The organism is Pseudomonas fluorescens (assembly GCF_005938625.1).
GTDB lineage: Bacteria > Pseudomonadota > Gammaproteobacteria > Pseudomonadales > Pseudomonadaceae > Aquipseudomonas > Aquipseudomonas fluorescens_BD.
Genome location: NZ_VCNJ01000042.1, coordinates 30,438 through 53,303, shown reverse-complemented (window position 1 = coordinate 53,303; position 22,866 = coordinate 30,438). Strand labels below are relative to the sequence as shown.

Below are 22,866 nucleotides of genomic sequence, written 5' to 3'. Positions count from 1 at the left end.
GCAGCGGGACGTTGTCGCCCCGCCGCCCCGGATTCAAATACGCCGTGCGGCGTAACGCTTGAGCATGCTTGGAACATCGAGAATCAGCGCGATGCGGCCGTCACCAGTGATGGTGGCGCCGGACATGCCCGGAGTGCCCTGCAGCATTTTGCCCAATGGCTTGATGACCACTTCTTCCTGACCGACCAGTTGATCGACGACAAAGCCGATCCGCTGAGTGCCCACCGAAAGGATCACCACGTGGCCTTCACGCTGCTCTTCGTGAGCGGCGGAGCTGACCAGCCAGCGCTTGAGGTAGAACAATGGCAGCGCCTTGTCCCGCACGATCACCACTTCCTGGCCGTCGACGACGTTGGTGGTCGACAGGTCGAGGTGGAAGATTTCGTTGACGTTGACCAACGGGAACGCAAACGCCTGATTGCCAAGCATGACCATCAGGGTTGGCATGATCGCGAGGGTCAGCGGCACCTTGATGACGATCTTCGAGCCCTGGCCCTTGGTCGAGTAGATGTTGATCGAACCGTTGAGCTGGGAAATCTTGGTCTTCACCACGTCCATGCCGACACCGCGGCCGGAGACGTCGGAGATCTCGGTCTTGGTCGAGAAACCCGGGGCGAAAATCAGGTTGTAGCACTCGGTATCGCTGAGGCGATCGGCCGCGTCCTTGTCCATCACGCCGCGTTTTACCGCGATGGCGCGCAGGACGTTCGGGTCCATGCCTTTGCCGTCATCGGAAATCGACAGCAGGATATGGTCGCCCTCTTGCTCGGCCGCCAGTACCACGCGACCGCCACGGGCCTTGCCCGACGCTTCGCGTTCTTCCGGCGACTCGATGCCGTGGTCGACGGCGTTGCGCACCAAGTGGACCAGCGGGTCGGCCAGGGCCTCGACAAGGTTTTTGTCGAGGTCGGTTTCTTCACCCACCAGTTCCAGGTTGATCTCTTTCTTGAGCTGACGCGCGAGGTCACGAACCAGACGCGGGAAGCGCCCGAAGACCTTCTTGATCGGCTGCATCCGCGTCTTCATGACGGCGGTCTGCAAGTCAGCCGTGACCACGTCGAGGTTCGACACGGCCTTTTGCATGGCTTCATCGCCGCTGTTCAGGCCCAGACGCACCAGACGGTTACGCACCAGCACCAGCTCGCCGACCATGTTCATGATTTCGTCGAGACGTGCAGTGTCAACGCGCACGGTGGTTTCGGCTTCGCTCGCCGGTTTTTCCGGTGGCGGTGTCGCCGGCGCACGGGCCGGAGCCGGTGCAGCAGCGGCAGCCGGTTTTGGCGCTTCGGCTTTTGGCTCAGGCTTGGCGGCAGGCTTGGGCGCTGCCGCAGCGGCCGGTGCCTTGGCAGCAGGCGTGGCGACGGTCGAAGCACTGCCAGCAGCGGCGGTGCCGACCTCAGTGAACTTGCCTTTGCCGTGCAATTCGTCGAGCAGCGATTCGAACTCGTGATCGCTGATCAGATCGCTGCCGGCAGCGGCGGCCGCTGGAGCAGCCGGCACAGGTGCCGAGGCAATCGCCGACTCCAGTGCATCCACGGCAAAGTTGCCCTTGCCATGCAGTTGATCGAGCAAGGCTTCGAATTCGTCGTCGGTGATGTCAGAGCTGTCGCCCTTGGCCGGAGCCGCAGGCGCTGCCGCCGCTGGCGCAACCGCGTCCACCGCGAACTGGCCCTTGCCGTGCAGTTGATCGAGCAACGACTCGAACTCGGCATCGGTGATTTCATCGCTCGCGGCTTCAGCGGCCGTTTGTGCAGGCGCAGCAGCGGCCGGGGCTTCGGCTTCAGCCTTGACGGCGTTCAGCGAGTCCAGCAGTTGTTCGAATTCGTTATCAGTGATGTCGCCCGACGAGTCGCCTTCGACGACCAGTTCTTCGATCATCTCGGCCACTGGCGAAGCCGGGGCTGCGTCCGCCGATTGCGGTTCGGCCAGACGCGCCAGGGCGGCCAGCAGTTCCGGGGTGGCAGCGGTGATCGGAGCACGCTCACGAACCTCAGTGAACATGCTGTTCACCGCGTCCAGTGCTTCGAGGACAACGTCCATCAGTTCTGCATCAACGCGACGCTCACCCTTACGGAGGATGTCGAACACGTTTTCGGCGATGTGACAGCACTCCACCAGCTCATTGAGCTGAAGGAAGCCGGCGCCCCCTTTTACAGTGTGGAAACCGCGAAAAATTGCGTTGAGCAAATCTGCGTCATCCGGACGGCTTTCCAGCTCGACCAGTTGTTCGGACAGTTGCTCAAGAATCTCGCCGGCCTCAACCAGGAAATCCTGAAGGATCTCTTCATCGGCGCCGAAGCTCATTAATGGGGTGCTCCTACAGGTCTAAAAACCCAAAAAACCTAAAATTCCAAAACTCTAGAACCCGAGGCTGGATAACAAATCGTCCACATCGTCCTGACCGGACACAACGTCTTCTCGTTTATCGGCATGAATCTGCGGACCTTCACCCTGCGAGAGATGTTTTTGTGGATCTTTTTCTGCAAGCATCGCGGCGCGGTCATGTTCGATGCCCGCAAAGCGGTCGACCTGACTGGCCATGAGCACAAGTTTGAGCAAATTGCTTTCGACTTCGGTGACCAGTTGGGTCACACGCTTGATCACCTGACCGGTCAGGTCCTGGTAATCCTGGGCCAGCAGGATGTCGTTGAGATTGCTCGACACCGCACGGTTGTCCGTGCTGCTGCGTGACAGAAAACCGTCGACCCGGCGCGCCAGTTCACGGAACTCTTCAGCCCCGACCTCGCGACGCATGAAGCGCCCCCAATCGGCACTCAAGGTCTGCGCTTCATCAGCCAGACTGTTGACCACCGGCGTGGCGCTTTCCACCAGATCCATGGTGCGGTTGGCCGCGGCTTCCGTCAGCTTGACCACATAGCCCAGGCGTTCGGTGGCGTCGGTGATTTGCGACACTTCCTCGGCCTGCGGCATGTTCGGGTCGATCTGGAAGTTGACGATCGCACTGTGCAGTTCACGTGTGAGCTTGCCGACTTCCTGATACAGGCCACGGTCACGGGTCTGATTGAGCTCATGGATCAGTTGCACAGCGTCGCCGAACCTGCCTTTTTCAAGGCTTTCGACCAGTTCGACCGCGTGTTTTTTCAGGGTCGACTCGAAATCGCCCTGTGAAGATTCGTTATGCTCCATAGCTCCCCCGCGCGTTCATCAGCCGATGCGTTCGAAAATCTTCTCGATTTTGTCTTTCAACGCCTGAGCCGTGAAAGGTTTGACTACGTAGCCGTTCACACCAGCCTGAGCGGCTTCGATGATCTGCTCGCGCTTGGCTTCAGCCGTCACCATCAGCACTGGCAGGTGCTTGAGTTTTTCATCGGCACGCACGTGGCGCAGCAGGTCGATACCGGTCATGCCCGGCATGTTCCAGTCCGTTACCAGAAAGTCGATGCTTCCGCTGTTGAGCACTGGAATGGCAGTCACGCCATCGTCAGCCTCGACGGTGTTGGTGAACCCAAGATCACGCAGCAGGTTCTTGATGATCCGCCGCATCGTTGAGAAGTCATCAACGATGAGGATTTTCATGTCTTTGTTCAATTCGACCTCCAAGCAGTCTTAAACGCGCCCAGCACCTGGACACGCCACTTCAATCAATCGGCGCAGCACTCGAAGACTGTCTGGAGCACAACAGAGCAAGACCGGTGCCGTTCATCACCGCACCAGCCTCGTTCGCAGTGTCCCCACACTGCCTTCAGCGCGCTCGCCACTCCCCCAAACGCCCCCGCAAACGGGCCGCGCACTGGCTGTGTAACTGGCTGACCCGCGATTCACTGACGCCAAGGACTTCACCGATCTCCTTGAGGTTCAGCTCTTCGTCGTAGTACAGCGCCAACACCAGTCGCTCACGCTCCGGCAAATTGGCAATCGCGTCCGCCAGCGCTGCCTGGAAACGTTCATCTTCCAGATCGCGTGACGGCTCGAGATGAGCACTCGCGCCATCCTCGTGCAGCCCTTCGTGTTCGCCGTCCTGCAAGAGATCGTCGAAACTGAACAGGCGGCTGCCCAAGGTGTCATTCAAAATCCCGTAGTAATCGTCGAGACTCAATTGGAGTTCGGCTGCAACCTCGTGATCTTTAGCGTCACGGCCGGTTTTAGCTTCAATTGAGCGAATTGCGTCACTGACCATACGGGTATTGCGGTGAACCGAGCGTGGCGCCCAGTCCCCTTTGCGCACTTCGTCGAGCATCGCGCCGCGGATTCGAATGCCCGCGTACGTTTCGAAACTGGCGCCTTTGCTGGCGTCGTATTTGGTCGAGACTTCAAGCAGGCCGATCATCCCCGCCTGGATCAAATCTTCAACCTGCACACTGGCCGGCAAGCGTGCCAGCAAGTGATAGGCAATGCGCTTGACCAGTGGCGCGTAACGCTCGATCAGTTCGTACTGCGCGTCACGTGCCGACTTCTTGTAGTAGTTCATACCGCTTGCGGTCATAGCACGGGCCCTGCCGTTTGCTGCACGAGGCGCTCGACGAAAAACTCAAGGTGGCCACGCGGATTGGCGGGCAGCGGCCAGGTGTCGACCTTCTGCGCGATCGCCTTGAACGCCAGCGCGCACTTGGAACGCGGGAAGGCTTCGTACACCGCACGCTGCTTCTGCACCGCTTTACGCACGCTTTCGTCGTAAGGCACGGCGCCGACGTATTGTAGGGCCACGTCAAGGAAACGATCCGTGACCTTGGTCAACTTGGCGAACAGGTTGCGACCTTCCTGCGGGCTCTGCGCCATGTTGGCGAGGACGCGGAAGCGGTTCATGCCGTAATCGCGGTTGAGCAGTTTGATCAGTGCGTAGGCATCAGTGATCGAGGTTGGCTCGTCGCAGACCACCAGCAACACTTCTTGCGCGGCGCGAACAAAACTGACTACCGAGTCACCAATACCCGCAGCGGTGTCGATCACCAGCACATCGAGATTGTCGCCGATGTCGCTGAATGCCTGAATCAGGCCGGCGTGCTGCGCCGGGCTCAGGTGCACCATGCTCTGCGTGCCGGACGCGGCCGGGACGATGCGAATGCCACCGGGGCCTTGCAACAGCACGTCGCGCAATTCGCAACGGCCTTCGATGACGTCGGCCAGCGTGCGTTTAGGGGTCAGACCCAACAATACGTCGACGTTCGCCAGCCCCAGATCGGCGTCCAGCAACATGACCCGACGGCCAAGCTCTGCCAGCGCCAGGGACAAGTTCACTGACACGTTAGTCTTGCCGACGCCACCTTTGCCGCCGGTCACCGCGATCACCTGTACGGGATGCATGCTGCCCATGTTATTTCTTTACCTTGTCTTGCATAGACGGAGGCCACATTACTGGCTGCGCGTTCACAACCGGAACAATGCATGGCAGACCATCGATGTAGGTACAAAAACTGTTCATGAATACCTCAGCCTACCTGCTTGGTCGGGCTGTGATAGATATCAGCGAACATGTCGGCCATGGCTTCTTCGCTGGGTTCTTCCTGCATTTGCACGCTGACGGCGCGGCTGACCAGTTGATGACGGCGCGGCAGATGCAAATCATCCGGAATCCGTGGGCCATCGGTCAGGTACGCGACCGGCAATTCATGACTGATCGCCAGGCTCAACACTTCGCCAAGGCTGGCCGTTTCATCCAGTTTAGTCAGGATGCACCCGGCGAGCCCGCAACGCTTGTAACTGTGATAAGCGGCGGTTAGAACCTGTTTCTGGCTGGTGGTTGCCAAGACCAGATAATTTTTTGAGCGAATGCCACGCCCGGCCAGACTTTCGAGCTGCATGCGCAAGGCTGGATCGCTGGCTTGCAGGCCGGCGGTATCGATCAGCACCACGCGTTTGCGCAGCAACGGATCCAGCGCCTGCACCAGCGATTGGCCCGGATCGACGTGAGTCACTGGCACATTGAGAATACGGCCAAGGGTCTTCAGTTGTTCCTGAGCGCCGATACGGAAACTGTCCATGCTCACCAGCGCGACATTCTGCGCGCCGTACTTGAGCACGTAACGCGCGGCAAGCTTGGCCAGCGTGGTGGTCTTGCCCATGCCGGCAGGGCCGACCATGGCAATCACACCGCCCTCTTCCAACGGCTCGACTTCCGGTACGGCAATCATCCGAGCCAGGTGCGCGAGCAACATGCGCCAGGCCTGACGCGGCTCTTCGATGTCAGTGATCATCGCCAGCAGATCGCGCGACAACGGCCCGGACAAACCGATACGTTGCAGACGGCGATACAGATTGGCTTGCGCCGGACGGCTGCCTTGCAGCTGATTCCAGGCCAGGGTGCCGAGCTGAACTTCCATCAGCTCGCGCAGGCTGTTCAATTCAAAACGCATCGAATCCAGTGCACGCGGGTCAACACCGCCAGAGGACTGCGCAGGTGCCGGGGCCGGACGCGCCGGGGCGGCGTAAGTCGGCTCGCTCAGCGGTTCAGCGGCGGTCAACGGCAGGCCAGCCGTCAACGGCAGCCCGGCGAAAATCTGGCGATTGCTGTTGCCGTCGGCTTCGCCACGCAGGCTCAGTTCGGCCTGAGCGGTGACGATGCGCGACTGGGTCTTGCGCAGCTCGTCTTCGAGTTCCATGTTCGGAACCCGTGGCGCCAGCGCCGACAATTTGTAATCCAGTGCCGCCGTCAACTCGACACCGCCGGCAATGCGGCGATTGCCAATGATGGCGGCATCAGCGCCCAGCTCATCACGAACCAGCTTCATGGCCTGACGCATATCGGCGGCAAAGAAACGCTTAACTTGCATAAACCACTACCTCAGCCGTTGGGCCCTACTGTCGCAACGATGGTCACTTGCTTGTTGTCCGGTATTTCCTGGTAGGCCAGCACATGCAATCCAGGGACTGCGAGGCGGCCAAAGCGCGAGAGCATCGCGCGGATCGGGCCAGCGACCAAAAGGATCACCGGCTGACCTTGCATTTCCTGACGCTGCGCCGCTTCGATGAGCGAACGCTGCAGCTTCTCGGCCATGCTTGGCTCCAGCAGAACGCCCTCTTCAGAGCCTTGTCCTGCCTTCTGCAGACTATTGAGCAATATTTGTTCCAACCTTGGTTCCAAGGTGATCACAGGCAGCTCGGACTCAGTGCCTACAATGCTTTGGACGATGGCACGGGATACGCCGACCCGCACAGCAGCCACCAACGCGGCGGTATCTTGACTCTTCGCGGCGTTGTTGGCGATGGCCTCGGCGATGCTGCGGATATCGCGCACCGGCACGTGTTCGGCGAGCAACGCTTGCAGCACTTTGAGCAACTGCGACAACGACACCACGCCCGGCACCAGCTCTTCCGCCAGTTTCGGCGAGCTTTTGGCCAGCAATTGCATGAGTTGCTGCACTTCTTCGTGGCCGATCAGCTCGCTGGAGTGCTTGTACAGAATCTGGTTCAAGTGCGTCGCGACCACGGTGCTGGCATCGACCACCGTGTAACCGAGCGATTGTGCCTGCGCACGCTGGCTGATTTCGATCCACACCGCTTCCAGGCCGAAAGCCGGATCTTTGGCGTTGATGCCGTTGAGCGTGCCGTAGACCTGGCCCGGGTTGATCGCCAGTTCGCGATCCGGATAGATCTCGGCTTCGGCGAGGATCACGCCCATCAGGGTCAGGCGATAAGCGCTCGGCGCCAGATCGAGGTTGTCGCGGATGTGCACGGTCGGCATCAGGAAGCCCAGATCCTGCGAGAGCTTCTTGCGCACGCCCTTGATCCGCGCCAGCAATTGCCCGCCCTGGTTGCGATCCACCAGCGGAATCAGGCGATAGCCGACTTCCAGGCCGATCATGTCGATTGGCGTTACGTCGTCCCAGCCCAGCTCCTTGGTTTCCATGGCACGGGCCGGCGACGGCAGCAAATCCTGCTGACGCTTGACCTCTTCCAGCGCCACGACCTTGGCCACATTCTGTTTTTTCCAGAACAGGTACGCGCCGCCAGCGGCCAGCGCGGCCATGCTCAGGAACGAGAAATGCGGCATGCCCGGCACCAGGCCCATGACTGCCATCAAACCAGCCGCCACCGCCAGCGCTTTCGGCGAGGCGAACATCTGGCGATTGATCTGCTTGCCCATGTCTTCCGAACCGGAAGCACGGGTCACCATGATCGCCGCCGCTGTCGATAACAACAGTGATGGCAATTGCGCCACTAAACCGTCACCGATGGTCAGCAAGGCGTAAACCCGGCCGGCATCACCGAAGCTCATGTTGTGCTGGAAGATACCGACGGCCATGCCGCCGATGAGGTTGATGAACAGAATCAGCAGGCCAGCGATGGCGTCACCACGGACGAACTTGCTGGCACCGTCCATCGAACCGTAGAACTCAGCCTCTTGGGCGACTTCCTGACGGCGCGCCTTGGCCTGGTTCTGGTCGATCAGACCGGCGTTGAGGTCGGCGTCGATCGCCATTTGTTTGCCGGGCATCGCATCGAGGGTGAAACGCGCGCTCACCTCGGAAATCCGCCCGGCACCCTTGGTCACCACGACGAAGTTGATGATCATCAGGATCGCGAAGACCACGATACCGACCACGTAGTTACCGCCGATCACCACCTCACCGAAGGCCTGAATCACCTTACCGGCGGCGGCGTGGCCGTCCTGACCGTGGAGCATCACCACCCGCGTCGAGGCCACGTTCAACGCCAGCCGCAACAACGTCGCGACCAGCAGAATCGTCGGGAACACGGCGAAATCCAGCGGCCGCAGCGCGTACACGCAGACCAGCAGGACGACGATCGACAGGGCAATGTTGAAGGTGAAAAACACGTCGAGCAGGAACGGCGGCACCGGCAACATCATCATCGCCAGCATCACCAGCAACAGCAACGGCACGCCCAGATTGCCTCGACTGAGGTCGGCAACATTCGTGCGAGCTGTGTTGAATAACTGAGAGCGATCCACCGGTTTTCCCCGTTCCTTTAAAGCAAACTTTTGACGCCCAGAGCGGGCTCACGGCGGGTACTGCAAGAAGCTTTCCAACTTTTGCCAAGGAACGAAATAGCGAGGGAATGAACACGCCCCCTGTAGGAGTGAGCCTGCTCGCGATAGCGGTCTGTCTGGTTCGAATCCATCGACTGAAAAAGCCCCATCGCGAGCAGGCGAAGGCCTACAGGGGACTGCATTCCAGATGTGGGAGCGAGCTTGCTCGCGAAGGGGCCGGTGAAGTCAGCGCAAATCGCCTTTTAAACCCAGGTGTTTAAAAGACACCTTCAGACACGCCTTCGAGGCTACAAATCCTTGCGCCTTTGCCTACAGCCAAGCCAGAATCCGCCGGCTTGTGCGCCTTGGGGTCGGGTTCTATTGTGGGTCGGTCGCTGATTATTTCAGCGATCGGGTTTAGCAGCCCGGATTAACTCTAGACGCACAAAGTCCGTTGCAGTTATGGCGGCTTTGCGTGGGGCACTTCGGTGCGCCGGGTTCTAGAGTCCTGGTCTGCTAACCCGCGTACAGCCGCCACCTCCTTCGTTAGCAGCGAACGGTGGCAGCTTCACTACTCTAGAGGCTTTACCGATGATCAAACCAACGCCAAACCCACCCGAAACCGACCCCACTTCCCCCTACGAATCCCTCGATTCAAAAAAACTCCACGAAGCCGCCGACCGCGCCCTCGATCACTACCTCTGCCCACCCGGCTCCACGCCTCCGCCACGTAAAACCCGTCGGATGTACGCCGTCACCGCCGACTTCAAAAACGAGGAACTGCTGGCCGATGCCAGCGAAACCCTCGCCTCAGCCAGAACCATCGCCCATGACTTTGCCCATCTCATACCGGCGTCGCAGCGCAGGACGCTGTTGGGGATCGCGCAGCTGATCATGCTGGGGGAACTGGCGGTGAATCGGGTGATGGATAATCTGGAGTTGCCGCAGTAGCGCCTCCCGCTCGATGATCGTTCCCACGCTCCTGCGTGGGAATGCCTCAATGGACGCTCCGCGTTCGGCTTTGGAAGGGACGCGGAGCGTCCCGGGCTGCATTCCTTTGCTGCGCGTGGGAACGATCATAAAAAACCGCCGCCCCGTTTCAGCGGCTTTGCGATCGATTGTTCAATACCGAAGGATTTTTACCTTTCCATTCTTGCTCTTGGGCAATTCGAACTCGACCTCGCCGCCCACTTTGACGTTCGCCTGCCGGGCATCGGCCAATGGAATGCTGAATCGGTATTCTTTGGCGGTCAGAAAAAAACCGGTTGCCTCAGCAAAGGAAATACATCGTCCCGAGGGCTTCGGCGTGATGGTGCCCCTTCCGGTTTTTTCGTCATAACTGCTGAAAATACCTTTCATTGTCGTGCTCCCTTGCACTCGCTCGCCTGACCGCGCCACGTAGGCGGCGCCACCTTGCATCAAACTGCAAAATCACGGGAAGCGCACCTGTCAGAGTTGACAGTAAAGGGAGATCTCAGACCAATGGCTGCACAGCACCGTCAAGAATCACGCCGCAGATCCGGCGGAATCGGCAAGTCGTCCTTGAGCGGATCCGGACGCTTGCCCTTGCCCGCGCGGTACTGGCGGATCTGGTAGACGTAGGCCAAGACCTGCGCAACCGCCAGATACAGCCCACCGGGGATTTCCTGGTCGAGCTCAGTGGAGTAGTAGATCGAGCGCGCCAGCCCCGGCGATTCGAGGAGCATGACGTTGTTGGCCACGGCGATTTCGCGGATTTTCAGCGCGAGGAAGTCGCTGCCCTTGGCGATCAGCATCGGCGCGCCGCCCTTCTCCGAGTCGTACTTGAGTGCCACGGCGTAGTGGGTCGGGTTGGTGATGACCACGTCGGCGTCGGGAATCGCCGCCATCATGCGGCGTTGGGACATTTCGCGCTGGGTCTGGCGGATGCGCTGTTTGACTTCCGGGCGACCCTCCTGATCCTTGTGCTCGTCGCGCACTTCCTGCTTGGTCATCAGCAGTTTCTTGTGCGCTTCCCAGAGTTGTACCGGCACGTCGACGGCGGCGATGATGATCAGGCCGCACGCCAGCCACAAGGTGCTCCAGCCGACCAGCGTGACGCTGTGGATAATCGCCATCTCCAGCGGCTCGTGGGCGATACGCAAAAAGTCATCGACGTCCGCCGACAACACTGCCAACGCCACACCCAGTGTGATCAGGAACTTGGCCAGGGCCTTGAGCAGTTCGACCACAGCCTTGAACGAGAACATCCGCTTCAGGCCTGCCGCCGGGTTCATCCGGCTGAACTTGGGCGCCATGGAGCCTGCGGCGAACAGCCAGCCGCCGAGAGAGATCGGCCCGATCAGCGCCGCGAGCAACAGCGTGATCATGATCGGCTGGATCGCCAGCAGCGCCATCTGGCCCGACTGCAATAGAAATGCGCCCATGGAGCCCTGATCCATGATCACTTCGCGCGACAGCGTGAAGTTCAGGCGCATCAGTTCCATCAGGTCTTCGGCCAGCATGCCGCCAAACACCAGCAGCGCACCGGCGCCGGCCATCATTACGGCAAGGGTATTGAGTTCTTTGGAACGGGCGATCTCGCCCTTCTCACGGGAGTCTTTTTTGCGTTTGTCCGTGGGGTCTTCTGTTTTGTCCTGACCGCTTTCGCTCTCTGCCATGACTCAGCGCGCCCGTGCCAGTTCGCGTAACAACTGCAAGGCCTCGGTGGCTAGCGGCTGGTACTGATTGAGAATGTCCGCCAGACCGACCCAGACGATGAACAGCCCGAGCACCAGGGTCAGCGGAAAACCGATGGAGAAAATGTTCAGTTGTGGCGCCGCGCGGGTCATCACGCCAAACGCGATGTTGACCACCAGCAGCGCGGTGACCGCCGGCAATACCAGCAGCAACGCCGCACCAAGGACCCAGCCGAGTTTGCCGGCCAGCTCCCAGTAATGGGCAGTCATCAGACCGCTGCCGACCGGTAGCGTGGTGAAGCTTTCGGTGAGCACTTCGAACACCACCAGGTGGCCGTTCATCGACAGGAACAACAGCGTCACCAGCATGGTGAAGAACTGCCCGATCACCGCCACCGACACACCGTTAGCCGGATCGACCATCGAGGCGAAACCCATGCCCATCTGGATCGCGACAATCTGCCCGGCCACGGCAAACGCCTGGAAAAACAGTTGCAGGGAAAAACCGAGCACCGCACCGACGAGGATCTGTTCGGCAATCAACATCAAGCCACTCAGATCCAGCGGACTGACCGCCGGCATCGGCGGCAGGCTCGGGGCAATGCACACGGTGATCGCCACGGCGAAATACAGGCGGATCCGCCGTGACACCAGCGTGGTGCCGAACACCGGCATGACCATCAGCATCGACGCCACGCGAAACAGCGGCAACATGAACGACGCCACCCAGGAACTGATCTGGGTGTCGGTCAGCTGAAGCAGCGATTGCATGGCTTAGCCGATGACCATCGGGATGTTTTTGTACAACTGAATGATGTATTCCATGAAGGTCTGCACGATCCATGGGCCGGCGACGATCAACGTCACCAGCATCACCAGCAGACGCGGCAGGAAGCTCAACGTCTGTTCGTTGATCTGCGTGGCAGCCTGGAACATCGCCACCAGCAAGCCGACCAACAGGCTCGGCACCACCAGAATCGCGACCATCAATGTGGTCAGCCAAAGGGCTTCACGAAAGATATCGACCGCAACTTCCGGCGTCATGGCGAGACACCTCCGAAACTGCTGGCCAGGGTGCCGATGATCAGCGCCCAACCATCCACCAGCACGAACAGCATGATCTTGAACGGCAGCGAGATGATCAGCGGCGAGAGCATCATCATACCCATCGCCATCAGCACACTGGCCACGACGAGGTCGATGATCAGGAACGGAATGAAGATCATGAAGCCGATCTGGAACGCGGTTTTAAGTTCGGAGGTGACGAACGCGGGCACCAGAATGGTCAGCGGTGCCTGATCCGGCGTGGCGATGTCGGTGCGCTTGGACAAACGCATGAACAGCTCCAGATCACTGGTGCGGGTCTGGGCGAGCATGAAGTCCTTGATCGGCACCTGGGCTTTTTCTACCGCTTGCTGAGCGGTGAGTTTTTCCGCCAGATACGGTTGCAGGGCATCGTTGTTCACCCGGTCGAACACCGGGGCCATGATGAACATGGTCAGAAACAGCGCCATGCCGGTGAGGATCTGGTTCGACGGCGTCTGTTGCAGGCCGAGGGCCTGACGCAGGATCGAGAAGACAATGATGATCCGGGTGAAACTGGTCATCAGAATCACGGCCGCCGGAATGAAGCTCAGGGCGGTCATGATCAGCAGGATCTGCAGACTGACCGAATACTCCTGCGCGCCATCGGCGTTGGTGCCCAGCGTGATCGCCGGGATCGACAACGGATCGGCGGCGAACGCCAGCGGCGCGGCCAGCATCAGGGCCAGCGTCAAGACGATGCGTAACGCACCCATTACTTCTTATCCTTCTGATCCTTGCCGAGAATCTTCAGCAGATGCTGGGCAAATTCCGGCGTCGCTTTCTCACTGGCACTGGGTACTTCAACCGGCTCCTTGAGCACATGCAGCGCGGTGATCGTGCCGGGGCTCAGGCCGAGCAGAATCTGCTCATTGCCGACCTGCACCAGCATCAACCGATCACGCGGCCCGAGCGCGCGCGAACCGATCAGCTCGATCACCTGGCCCTTGCCGGCCGGACCTGCCTGCTGCACGCGGCGCAACAGCCAGGCGAGGAAGAAGATCAACCCCAGCACCAGCAGCAGGCCGAACACCAGTTGCGTCAGTTGCCCGGCCACGCCGCTGCTGACCATCGGCGCGGTGGCGGCAGGCACGGTGGTGGCGGTCGACGGTTCGGCGGCCAGCACGCTCAATGGCAATGCCAGCAAAGCCCAGAGAAACCGTTTCACTCAGCGCAGCTTCTTGATGCGTTCGCTTGGGCTGATCACGTCGGTCAGGCGGATGCCGAACTTTTCGTTGACCACTACCACTTCTCCGTGCGCGATCAAGGTGCCGTTGACCAGCACGTCCAGCGGCTCACCGGCCAGACGGTCAAGCTCGATCACCGACCCTTGGTTGAGTTGCAGCAGGTTGCGGATGTTGATGTCGGTGCTGCCCACTTCCATCGAGATCGAGACCGGGATGTCGAGGATCACGTCCAGGTTCGGGCCGTCGAGGGTCACCGGATCGTTGTTCTTCGGCACGCTGCCGAATTCTTCCATCGGCAGACGCGAGCCGCTGGCTGCGTCGGCGGCCAGCAGGGCGTCGATGTCAGCTTGACCATCACCGGTTTCTTCCAGGGCCGCAGCCCATTCGTCAGCCAGTGCCTGGTCGTCCTGGGCGTTCATATCGTCGTTCATCATTTGTCCTCGGCGGGCAAAAATTCAGTTAAATGCTTGGGGGGTTGGAGCGCCGCTTCAGCGTCGCTCGATCGGCTCGATTACCTGCAACGCGAGGTTGCCTTTGTGCGAGCCCATCTTGACCTTGAAGGCCGGCACGCCGTTGGCGCGCATGATCATTTCTTCCGGCATCTCGACCGGGATCACATCCCCCGGCTGCATGTGGAGGATGTCGCGCAGCTTCAACTGGCGGCGAGCGACGGTGGCACCGATCGGCACGTCGACATCGAGCACGTCCTGGCGCAGGGCATTGACCCAGCGCTCGTCCTGATCGTCGAGGTCGGACTGGAAACCGGCGTCGAGCATTTCGCGCACCGGTTCGATCATCGAGTACGGCATGGTCACGTGCAGATCGCCGCCACCGCCATCGAGTTCGATGTGGAAGGTGGAGACCACGATCGCTTCGCTCGGGCCGACGATGTTGGCCATGGCCGGGTTCACTTCCGAGTTGATGTACTCGAAATTGACTTCCATGATTGCCTGCCAGGCCTCCTTCAAATCGACGAAGGCCTGCTCCAGCACCATGCGCACCACACGCAGTTCGGTCGGGGTGAATTCACGCCCTTCAATCTTGGCGTGACGGCCGTCACCGCCGAAGAAGTTGTCCACCAGTTTGAACACCAGTTTGGCGTCGAGGATGAACAGCGCGGTGCCGCGCAACGGTTTGATCTTGACCAGGTTGAGGCTGGTCGGTACGTACAGCGAGTGCACGTATTCGCCGAACTTCATCACCTGCACGCCACCGACGGCAACGTCCGCCGAGCGGCGCAGCATGTTGAACATGCTGATGCGGGTGTAGCGGGCAAAACGCTCGTTGATCATTTCCAGAGTCGGCATGCGTCCACGGACGATGCGATCCTGGCTGGTCAGGTCGTAGCTTTTGACACTGCCGGGTTCGGCAGCGTTATCGGTCTGTACCAGACCATCGTCGACGCCATGCAACAGCGCGTCGATTTCATCCTGGGACAGCAGATCCTGCACGGCCATGTCGTGTTCCTACTGCAGTACGAAATTAGTGAAAAGCAACTGTTCGATCACCACTTTGCCCAGCTCTTTCTGCGCCACTTCCTGGACGCTGGCTGTGGCCTTCTGGCGCAACATCTCTTGGCCGACCGGGGTCGCCAAAGTGGCGAAATCCTGACCGGAGAAGAGCATCACCAGGTTGTTGCGGATCACCGGCATGTGCACTTTGAGCGCTTCCAGATCGGCCTGATTGCGCGCCAGCATGGTGATGCTCACCTGCATATAGCGCTGACGGCCGTTCTGGTTGTAGTTGGCAACGAAGGCTGGCGCCATCGGCTCGAAAATCGCCGGTTGTTTGCCGACAGGCGCTGCATCAGCGGCCTCGGCAGGTTTGCTCTGGGCACTGTGCATGAAGAACCAGGTCGCTCCCACGGATGCACCAATGGCCAACAGCAACGCCAGCACGATCACAATGATCAGCTTGAGTTTGCCTTTGGTTGCGGGGTCTTTCACTGCTGCTGTTTCGCTCTTCGCCATGCCAATAATCCGTCACTATTCGGGTTTTCACAGTCGCACGCCAAGGCAAGAGCAAGTGTTATGCCAGAAGTGTCGGTGGTAGTGGAGACAACGCTAAAGTCAAAGGCACCCTCACCCCAGCCCTCTCCCGGAGGGAGAGGGCTGGGGTGAGTTGCTTTGTCGTGATACGCCGACCTGAAATACCGAGTCGATTATGGATTTACAGCAGAAGTATCCGGGCGGCGTACTTCGCAAGCATCCTCCAATCAGTCCCCTCTCCCTCCGGGAGAGGGCTAGCGTGAGGAGTTCTGTCGTGAAACATCGACCTGATACACCGAGTCGATTATGGATTCACTGCCGAAGCGTGCGGTCGGCGTACTTCGCGAGCATCCCCCAATCAGTCCCCTCTCCCTCCGGGCGGTCCGACGTTTCGGGAGGGCTAGGGTGAGGGGCTCTTGATTTGATCAGGCGTAATAGTCGACCGCGCTGCTGCCGATCACGCTGGTGGTTTGCGCAGCGGTTTCAGCAATGGCGGCAGGCGCCAATTCTTCATCCGCCGAATCGAGGCGACCGCCGGCAGCGCTGGTGCGGCCACTCTGGCCCTGCTGCGCCTGTTCCTGACCCTGCTGACCCTGCCAGCCACGGCTCTGGTCGGAGACATTGACGTCGACCTGGCCCATGCCCTGCTGGTTAAACATCTCGCGCAGACGATGCATCTGGCCGTCCAGCGCTTCTCGCACACTTGGATGCGCACTCATGAAGGTCACTTGGGTCTGTTGATCCGGGACCATGTTCACGCGAATGTCCAGACGACCCAGTTCGGCTGGTTGCAACTGAATGTCCGCCGCCTTCAGGTTGGCGCTCGACAGATACATGACGCGGTTGACCACTTCTTCGGTCCAGCCACTCTGGTGCATGGCGATCGGCTGATTCACCGGCACCGCGTTCGCGGTCTTAGGCGTGGCGGCTTGAGTCAGTGCCGCCAGACGGTTGGCGAAGTCGTCCACGCGCGTATCGCTGGTGGCTGTCTTGAGATCTTTGAGGCCGTCGTCGATCAAGCCGCTGAAGGCTTTGTCGCCACCTTGGCTAGTGCTGTCCTTGTCGGCTTGCACGTCGAGCATGCTCGCCATGCCGGCGGCGAAGTTTTGGGCGGCAGTCAATTCGCCGTCGGCCTGAGCCTGAGCCGGCGAAGCCTTCGGTTGCGCCTGACTGGCGGCAGAAATGTGCCCGCCCTGCTCCATCGCCATGCGCACGGCCGGCATCGAGTCGAGCGGATCGGCCGAAGGGTCGAAATCGCTGCCGGTGGCTGGTGCCGGATCTTTGACCATACCCGGCAATGCGGCGAGCGCAGGAGTTTCGGCTTCAGGCTGCGCAGGGGTTACAGCCGGAGCGGGCACCACAGGCGCCGTCACCACAGGCTGCACAGCCGTGGCCAATGCCGGATCAAGTGTCGGGTCAACCGGCGCAGCATCCACCACTGGCGTCTGGGAAGTGTCCTTGCCGTCGTCGCTGCTGGCGGTGGTGTCATCGGTCGCTGCGGTTTTGTCGGCAGGCAAGCCGTTGCCGCTATCGGCAACCGCCGGTTGCGCAGCGGCAGACTGATCCTTGCCGAGATCCTTTTTGCCGCTGTTGTCAGCGACCTTGTCACGCGACGACTTGGGCGAATTGTCAGCGCTGGCGACAGGCTTGCTCGACCCCTGATCGGCGAACACTTTGGCGAAGCTAGAGGCTTTATCCCCGGTATCGACGGCCATGGCCGACGCTTTGGCCGAGGCGGCTTGCGCCTTGGCCTGAGCGGCACTCTGAAGAAGGATGTTGGGGGTCGCAGGCATGAAACGGTCTCCGCTGCACTGGAATCGTAGGTACAGTTGCGGAGATAAATGCAAGTGCCGGGCCAGTTTTGTCCGGCGCTTGAGAAAAGCGCCGGACGGCGGGATCAGTGCGTGTGAGCGGGATGTTTTTCGCTTTCGTAAACCGGGCGAACTTCAGCAAATTCGCCACTGATCTCAGCGACCAGTTTGACTATTTCCGCCGGGCTCTTGTCTTTGGCGTCCGATTCGAGCTCCTGGCAGAGCGCCGCCAAGCGGACAGCTCCCATGTTGCTGGCGCTGCCCTTGAAACTATGGGCAACTTCCGACAACACCTTGGCATCCGCTGTTTTTTGCAACTCGCCCAAGCGACTTTCGGAATCCGTCAGAAAGGTATCCAGAAGCTCCGGATAACCCTCCTCCATGACTTCGCGCAGTACGCTCAGCGCCTCGCGATCAATATGTTTGTCAGCCACTTGTTCACTCCTTGATCAAGAATTGCGCGAATTATGCCTCAACCTCCCAGGAAAACTCTACGCGGGCACTACGACCTTCGTCCGACCAGCTAGCGTTATGCCCCAATTGCCGGACCAGACTAACGCCGCGTCCCGACAAACGGACACCGTCCAGCGGCCGCTCCATGACTCGCGCCACATCGAAACCCTTGCCACTGTCCTCAACCCGAATCACCAGACAACCGCCCTTGCCTCGTGGTTGCACCTGCAAATGCACGCGCACGAAACCATCCTGCAACGCCTCCAGACGATCGTTGCGCTGCTGATAGTAGCGAGCGAAACCCGCCGCATCGCGTTTGAGGCTGGAATCCAGACCGAGTACGCCATGCTCCAGGGCATTGGAATACAACTCGGCAAGCACGCTGTACAAAGCACCACTCTGCGCCCGCAACCCATGCACCTCAAGCAGCAACTGCAACAGGTACGGCAAAGGATTGAAACGTTTTAGTGTGGTACCACGGAATTCGAAACTCACCGACCAGTCGAGCGGGCACGACTGGCCGCTGTCGGAATACACCGGCGCCGACGGCTTGACATGCGCCGGTTCGAGCAGGCTGACCTCGACCATGCTCACGTCGTCACGGGCCTCTCCGCGGAAATCGCGCAATGCCTGCTCGATGTCCTCGAACAAGCGATCCGGCTCGCGGTTGGCGGCGAACACCTGCTGCAAACGCTCGACACCGAACAGTTGATCGCTGGCATCGCTGGTGTCGATCACCCCGTCGGACAACAGGAACACACGATCACCGATGGCCATCGGATGCACTTCCGTACAGTCGTCAAACGCCTGCGCGCTCAGCACGCCCAACGGCAAATGCCGCGCCGCCAGCGGCACACGCTCACCACTGGCGATCCGATGCAGATAGCCGTCAGGCATACCGCCGTTCCACACTTCGACCGAGCGTCGCTGAAAACTCAGGCACAGCAACGTGGCGCAGCAGAACATGTCCACCGGCAGGATGCGCTTGAGCTTGGCGTTCATCTCGCGCAGGGTTTCAGCCAGACCATAGCCCTTGGCGGTCATGCCGTAGAACACCTCGGCCAAGGGCATCGCCCCGACCGCTGCCGGCAAACCATGACCGGTGAAATCGCCCAGCAACACATGCATGTCGCCCGCTGGCGTGTAGGCCGCCAGCAGCAGGTCACCGTTGAACAGCGCATAAGGTGATTGCAGGTAGCGGATGTTAGGCGCACTCAGGCAGCCGGAATGCGCAACCTTATCGAACACCGCTTTGGCGACGCGCTGTTCGTTGAGCAGGTAATCATGATGTTTAGCGATCAGGTCGCGCTGTTGCAGCACGGTCGCTTGCAAACGGCGCAAGCGATCCATCGCCTTGATTTTGGCGGCGAGGATCACCTGGTTGTAAGGCTTCGCCAGAAAGTCGTCGCCGCCGGCCTCCAGACAACGGGCCAGCGCTTCGCTTTCGGTCAGCGACGTCAGAAAGATGATCGGCACCAGCATCTCGCCCGCCAGCGCCTTGATCTGCCGCGCGGCTTCGAAGCCGTCCATGACCGGCATCATTGCGTCCATCAGCACCAGATCAGGTAACTGCCGGCGAAACAGCTCGACCGCTTCGGCACCGTTGGCCGCCGTCAGGACTTCGTGACCCTGGCGGCGGACGATGGTCGACAGCAATAAACGATCGGCGGCGCTGTCTTCGGCGATCAGGATGGTCAACGGCTCTTGCGCCTGCATGGCCGTCAAGTGATGTCGAAGAGCTTGTCGAAATTGGAGATGGCGAGGATCTTTTTCACGTCGGAGCTGCTGTTGACTACTCGCACGTCCGAGTTATCGCCACCGGCGTGATCCCGCAGCAGGAGCAGCATGCCCAGTGCGGAGCTGTCGAGGTAGGTGGCCTCTTTCAGATCGACCACGATGGACTCAGGTTTCTTTTGGAGTCGCTCATAGGAATCGCGAAATTCCTGATGACGACCGAAATCAAATCGCCCCTTGACCGAGATCGTCAGTTTTTGACCATCTGGAGAGACTTCTGTAACGACTGACATTGACTGGCTTCCTTGTCATTGACGAACCTGTACAAGGTTTAGCACCTGCACAGGGTTGCAGCAAGGTTAGAAGCCAGATCAAAAGATCGCAGCCTTCGGTAGCTCCTACACTGATCCCCCTGTAGGAGCTGCCGAAGGCTGCGATCTTTTGATTTTGTTTTAAAACGGATTCTGCCGTGGCAAGCGCTGCGACAACTCGTCGAGCAACTTCTGCTCGCGCTTGTCTTCAAGGCGTTGCGCCTCTTCGCGATAACGCTGCACCAGTTTGCGCAAACCTTCGACCTTGGCGAACGCCTGTTGCCATTCTTCACGCGCCTTATCGAGCTTGTTCTGGTGCCAGACCAGACTCTGGCGCTGCTGATCGACGGCGGTGTCGAGTTGCGCCAGAAAGCCCTGAAAACCGAGCAGCCATTGCCCGCTCACGCCAGTGGCGCCGCGCACGATCCATTGCTCGGAGTAGTCCAGACGGAAGGCATTGAGGTCGGCAAGCTTGCTTTCAGCGACCTTCACCTGGCCCTGAAAATAGCCCAGCCGTTGCACGGCGGTTTTCTCGGCCTGTTCGGCCATGTCCACCACCGGTGCCAGGCGTGCGGCGCGGCTGAAGGCCATGACCGTTTACCCGCCCGCCGCCGGGGCGAACAAGGTCTCGAGGTAGGCCTGGCTTTCACCCATGTTGATTTTGTCGTTGAGACCCTGACGCTGGTAGCGGACCAACTGCGGTTGCAGGGAAATCGCCAGATCGGTCTCGCGGTCGCCGCCGGCAACGTAGGCACCGACGCTGATCAGATCGCGACTCTGCTGATAACGCGACCACAACTGCTTGAAGTACTGCGCGCGCTGCATGTGCTCTGGCGAAACCACCGCCGGCATCACCCGGCTGATCGACGCTTCGATGTCGATGGCCGGATAGTGCCCCTCCTCAGCCAAGCGCCGGGACAGCACGATGTGGCCGTCGAGTACGCCTCGGGCCGAGTCGGCAATCGGGTCCTGCTGATCATCGCCTTCGGACAACACGGTATAGAACGCGGTAATCGAACCACCGCCCTTCTCCGCGTTACCAGCGCGCTCCACCAGTTTCGGCAACTTGGCGAACACCGATGGCGGATAACCCTTGGTCGCCGGCGGCTCGCCGATGGCCAAAGCAATTTCCCGCTGGGCTTGAGCGAAACGTGTCAGCGAATCCATCAGCAACAGGACGTTCTTGCCCTTGTCGCGGAAATACTCGGCGATGCGCGTGCAATACATCGCCGCGCGCAGACGCATCAACGGCGCATCGTCCGCCGGCGAAGCGACCACCACAGAGCGCTTGAGGCCTTCTTCACCGAGAATGTGTTCGATGAATTCCTTAACTTCTCGCCCCCGCTCACCGATCAGGCCGACGACGATAATGTCGGCCTCGGTGAAGCGGGTCATCATGCCCAGCAGTACGGACTTACCAACACCGGTACCGGCGAACAGTCCCAAACGCTGACCACGGCCGACCGTCAGCAAACCGTTGATGCAACGGATACCGACATCCAGCGGCACGCTGATCGGGTCACGGTTGAGCGGGTTGATCGTCGGGCCGTCCATCGGCACCCAGTCTTCGGCTTTCATGCCGCCCTTGCCATCCAGCGCACGGCCGGCGCCGTCAAGCACGCGACCGAGCATGCTCATGCCCATCGGCAAACGCCCGGTATCAGCCAGTGGCACCACACGGGCGCCAGGGGCGATACCAGCGACACTGCCGACCGGCATCAGAAAGACTTTGCTGCCGGAAAACCCCATGACTTCCGCTTCCACCTGCGAGGGGTGATAGCTGTCGTCATTGATCACCAGGCAACGCGTGCCCATGGCGGCGCGCAGGCCTTCGGCTTCGAGGGTGAGGCCGACCATGCGCAGCAGGCGACCTTCAAGAATCGGCGCACCGGCAATTTCAACGGCCTCGGCATAACTGCTCAGGCGCTTGGCGAAACTGGTGCGTTCAAGGCGCATCGGGTTCGTCCGCGAGCGGTTCTTCAGGTATGGCCGCCGGTTTTACGTCTTCTGGAATGTCCAGAGTCAGATCCGCTTCAGCCGGGTGCAAAGCCTGTTCGTGCAACTGATCGAACAGTTTGGCCATGACCTGAGTAACGCGGGTTTCAATGCTCGCATCGATGCGGCTGTGCTCGGTTTCAACCCGGCAGCCGCCCGGCAGCAGCGATTCATCTTCGACGATGCGCCAGGTTTCCTCATGACGTTCGCGCAGGGCTTTGGCCTGTTCGAAGTCCTGCGGATTGACGTACAGGCGCACATTGTCGACGCCCAGCGGCAACAGTTTGAGCGCATCGCGCATGACGTGTTCGATCTGGCTGGAATCGATGGCCAGTTCGCGCTTGATCACCTGTTTGGTGACGTGTTGCACGAGGTCGACCAGCGACTTTTCGATCTGCGTGTCTTGCTCGGCGATAGGTTCGAACAGGTTCGCCATCAGCTGCTCAAGGCTGGCAAGTTTTGCCGCCAGTGCCACTTCAGCTTCCTGACGGACCTTGAGCGTGGCGCTGTGAAAGCCTTCTTTCTCGCCGATGCCGAAGCCCTCGTTGTAAGCCTCCTGACGGATGCTTTCGAGTTCTTCCAGGGTCAGTGGCTGGACTTCTTCCAGCGGCACTTCTTCCATTTCCGGCGGTTCGGGTTCCGGCTCTGGCTCGGGTTCCGGCTTCGGCGGATCGAAGCTGGGCATGGCCCAGGATTCGAAACCACGGACATCGCGGGCACGGATCAGATCCGTCACATCGTCGTCGTGCTTGTCCATGGG

Annotated in this window: 24 protein-coding genes; 1 reads left to right on the top strand and 23 read right to left on the bottom strand. The window is 60.1% G+C overall.

The genetic code is table 11. The features are described from left to right. Nucleotides 1-33: 33 nt before the first annotated feature. The 7 genes from FGA82_RS23970 to flhA all read right to left on the bottom strand — a co-directional run bounded on the left by FGA82_RS23970 (nucleotide 34) and on the right by flhA (nucleotide 8,869). A complete protein-coding gene (locus FGA82_RS23970; RefSeq protein WP_141128992.1) occupies nucleotides 34-2,304 on the bottom strand; it encodes a chemotaxis protein CheA in 2,271 nt (756 codons plus the stop codon). 54 nt (nucleotides 2,305-2,358) lie between these two features. Next, the gene (locus FGA82_RS23965) at nucleotides 2,359-3,147 is read right to left on the bottom strand and encodes a protein phosphatase CheZ (RefSeq protein ID WP_007920000.1); all 789 of its coding nucleotides are present in this window, start codon (nucleotides 3,145-3,147) and stop codon (nucleotides 2,359-2,361) included. An 18-nt stretch (nucleotides 3,148-3,165) separates the two neighbouring features. Then, a complete protein-coding gene (locus FGA82_RS23960; RefSeq protein WP_161986607.1) occupies nucleotides 3,166-3,537 on the bottom strand; it encodes a chemotaxis response regulator CheY in 372 nt (123 codons plus the stop codon). 166 nt (nucleotides 3,538-3,703) lie between these two features. Further along, complete coding sequence (fliA, locus tag FGA82_RS23955; protein ID WP_007920004.1) at nucleotides 3,704-4,444, bottom strand: RNA polymerase sigma factor FliA; 741 nt, start codon at nucleotides 4,442-4,444, stop codon at nucleotides 3,704-3,706. Next, nucleotides 4,441-5,271 (bottom strand): flagellar synthesis regulator FleN, encoded by an 831-nt coding sequence (gene fleN / locus FGA82_RS23950; protein WP_003222917.1) that lies wholly within the window; start codon nucleotides 5,269-5,271, stop codon nucleotides 4,441-4,443. The genes fliA and fleN overlap by 4 nt, the downstream gene beginning before the upstream one ends. 116 nt (nucleotides 5,272-5,387) lie before the next feature. Continuing rightward, nucleotides 5,388-6,728: a flagellar biosynthesis protein FlhF gene (gene flhF, locus FGA82_RS23945; protein WP_008077677.1), complete on the bottom strand. Its 1,341-nt coding sequence runs from the start codon at nucleotides 6,726-6,728 to the stop codon at nucleotides 5,388-5,390. An 11-nt stretch (nucleotides 6,729-6,739) separates the two neighbouring features. Next, on the bottom strand, nucleotides 6,740-8,869 hold the full coding sequence (flhA, locus tag FGA82_RS23940) for a flagellar biosynthesis protein FlhA (protein ID WP_064120994.1): 2,130 nt from the start codon (nucleotides 8,867-8,869) through the stop codon (nucleotides 6,740-6,742). Nucleotides 8,870-9,478: 609 nt separating this feature from the next. Here flhA and FGA82_RS23935 point away from each other — a divergent pair. Further along, nucleotides 9,479-9,838 carry a DUF6124 family protein gene (locus tag FGA82_RS23935; protein WP_102900463.1) on the top strand — a complete coding sequence of 120 codons (360 nt, stop codon included), beginning with the start codon at nucleotides 9,479-9,481 and terminating at the stop codon, nucleotides 9,836-9,838. A 171-nt stretch (nucleotides 9,839-10,009) separates the two neighbouring features. Here the strand turns inward: FGA82_RS23935 and FGA82_RS23930 are convergent, their stop codons facing one another. The 16 genes from FGA82_RS23930 to fliH form a co-directional block, all read right to left on the bottom strand. Continuing rightward, complete coding sequence (locus FGA82_RS23930; RefSeq protein ID WP_141128991.1) at nucleotides 10,010-10,246, bottom strand: hypothetical protein; 237 nt, start codon at nucleotides 10,244-10,246, stop codon at nucleotides 10,010-10,012. Nucleotides 10,247-10,386: 140 nt separating this feature from the next. Beyond that, nucleotides 10,387-11,526 (bottom strand): flagellar biosynthesis protein FlhB, encoded by a 1,140-nt coding sequence (gene flhB, locus FGA82_RS23925; RefSeq protein WP_141128990.1) that lies wholly within the window; start codon nucleotides 11,524-11,526, stop codon nucleotides 10,387-10,389. Between the two features lie 3 nt (nucleotides 11,527-11,529). Further along, nucleotides 11,530-12,315 carry a flagellar biosynthetic protein FliR gene (gene fliR, locus FGA82_RS23920; protein WP_016984315.1) on the bottom strand — a complete coding sequence of 262 codons (786 nt, stop codon included), beginning with the start codon at nucleotides 12,313-12,315 and terminating at the stop codon, nucleotides 11,530-11,532. A 3-nt stretch (nucleotides 12,316-12,318) separates the two neighbouring features. Beyond that, the gene (gene fliQ / locus FGA82_RS23915; protein ID WP_007920026.1) at nucleotides 12,319-12,588 is read right to left on the bottom strand and encodes a flagellar biosynthesis protein FliQ; all 270 of its coding nucleotides are present in this window, start codon (nucleotides 12,586-12,588) and stop codon (nucleotides 12,319-12,321) included. Continuing rightward, nucleotides 12,585-13,343 (bottom strand): flagellar type III secretion system pore protein FliP, encoded by a 759-nt coding sequence (gene fliP, locus FGA82_RS23910; RefSeq protein WP_003222895.1) that lies wholly within the window; start codon nucleotides 13,341-13,343, stop codon nucleotides 12,585-12,587. The genes fliQ and fliP overlap by 4 nt, the downstream gene beginning before the upstream one ends. Next, on the bottom strand, nucleotides 13,343-13,795 hold the full coding sequence (gene fliO, locus FGA82_RS23905) for a flagellar biosynthetic protein FliO (RefSeq protein WP_141128989.1): 453 nt from the start codon (nucleotides 13,793-13,795) through the stop codon (nucleotides 13,343-13,345). Before fliO ends, fliP begins: the two co-directional genes overlap by 1 nt. Continuing rightward, entirely contained in the window at nucleotides 13,796-14,245 is a 450-nt protein-coding gene (fliN, locus tag FGA82_RS23900; RefSeq protein WP_007920031.1) for a flagellar motor switch protein FliN, read from the bottom strand. 57 nt (nucleotides 14,246-14,302) lie between these two features. After that, nucleotides 14,303-15,271 (bottom strand): flagellar motor switch protein FliM, encoded by a 969-nt coding sequence (fliM, locus tag FGA82_RS23895; RefSeq protein ID WP_038363850.1) that lies wholly within the window; start codon nucleotides 15,269-15,271, stop codon nucleotides 14,303-14,305. A gap of 9 nt (nucleotides 15,272-15,280) precedes the next feature. Further along, nucleotides 15,281-15,784, bottom strand: a complete 504-nt coding sequence (gene fliL / locus FGA82_RS23890; RefSeq protein ID WP_007920033.1) for a flagellar basal body-associated protein FliL — start codon at nucleotides 15,782-15,784, stop codon at nucleotides 15,281-15,283. Nucleotides 15,785-16,227: 443 nt separating this feature from the next. Then, nucleotides 16,228-17,595, bottom strand: coding sequence for a flagellar hook-length control protein FliK (locus FGA82_RS23885; RefSeq protein ID WP_141128988.1), 1,368 nt, complete (start codon nucleotides 17,593-17,595; stop codon nucleotides 16,228-16,230). Between the two features lie 104 nt (nucleotides 17,596-17,699). After that, on the bottom strand, nucleotides 17,700-18,047 hold the full coding sequence (locus FGA82_RS23880) for an Hpt domain-containing protein (protein ID WP_141128987.1): 348 nt from the start codon (nucleotides 18,045-18,047) through the stop codon (nucleotides 17,700-17,702). Nucleotides 18,048-18,078: 31 nt separating this feature from the next. Beyond that, nucleotides 18,079-19,782 carry an ATP-binding SpoIIE family protein phosphatase gene (locus FGA82_RS23875; protein ID WP_141129010.1) on the bottom strand — a complete coding sequence of 568 codons (1,704 nt, stop codon included), beginning with the start codon at nucleotides 19,780-19,782 and terminating at the stop codon, nucleotides 18,079-18,081. Nucleotides 19,783-19,787: 5 nt separating this feature from the next. Further along, a complete protein-coding gene (locus FGA82_RS23870; protein WP_141128986.1) occupies nucleotides 19,788-20,093 on the bottom strand; it encodes an STAS domain-containing protein in 306 nt (101 codons plus the stop codon). Between the two features lie 159 nt (nucleotides 20,094-20,252). Continuing rightward, the gene (gene fliJ / locus FGA82_RS23865; RefSeq protein WP_141128985.1) at nucleotides 20,253-20,702 is read right to left on the bottom strand and encodes a flagellar export protein FliJ; all 450 of its coding nucleotides are present in this window, start codon (nucleotides 20,700-20,702) and stop codon (nucleotides 20,253-20,255) included. 6 nt (nucleotides 20,703-20,708) lie between these two features. Further along, on the bottom strand, nucleotides 20,709-22,067 hold the full coding sequence (gene fliI / locus FGA82_RS23860; protein ID WP_141128984.1) for a flagellar protein export ATPase FliI: 1,359 nt from the start codon (nucleotides 22,065-22,067) through the stop codon (nucleotides 20,709-20,711). Further along, nucleotides 22,057-22,863, bottom strand: a complete 807-nt coding sequence (gene fliH / locus FGA82_RS23855; RefSeq protein WP_141128983.1) for a flagellar assembly protein FliH — start codon at nucleotides 22,861-22,863, stop codon at nucleotides 22,057-22,059. The genes fliI and fliH overlap by 11 nt, the downstream gene beginning before the upstream one ends. Between the last annotated feature and the right edge of the window lie 3 nt (nucleotides 22,864-22,866).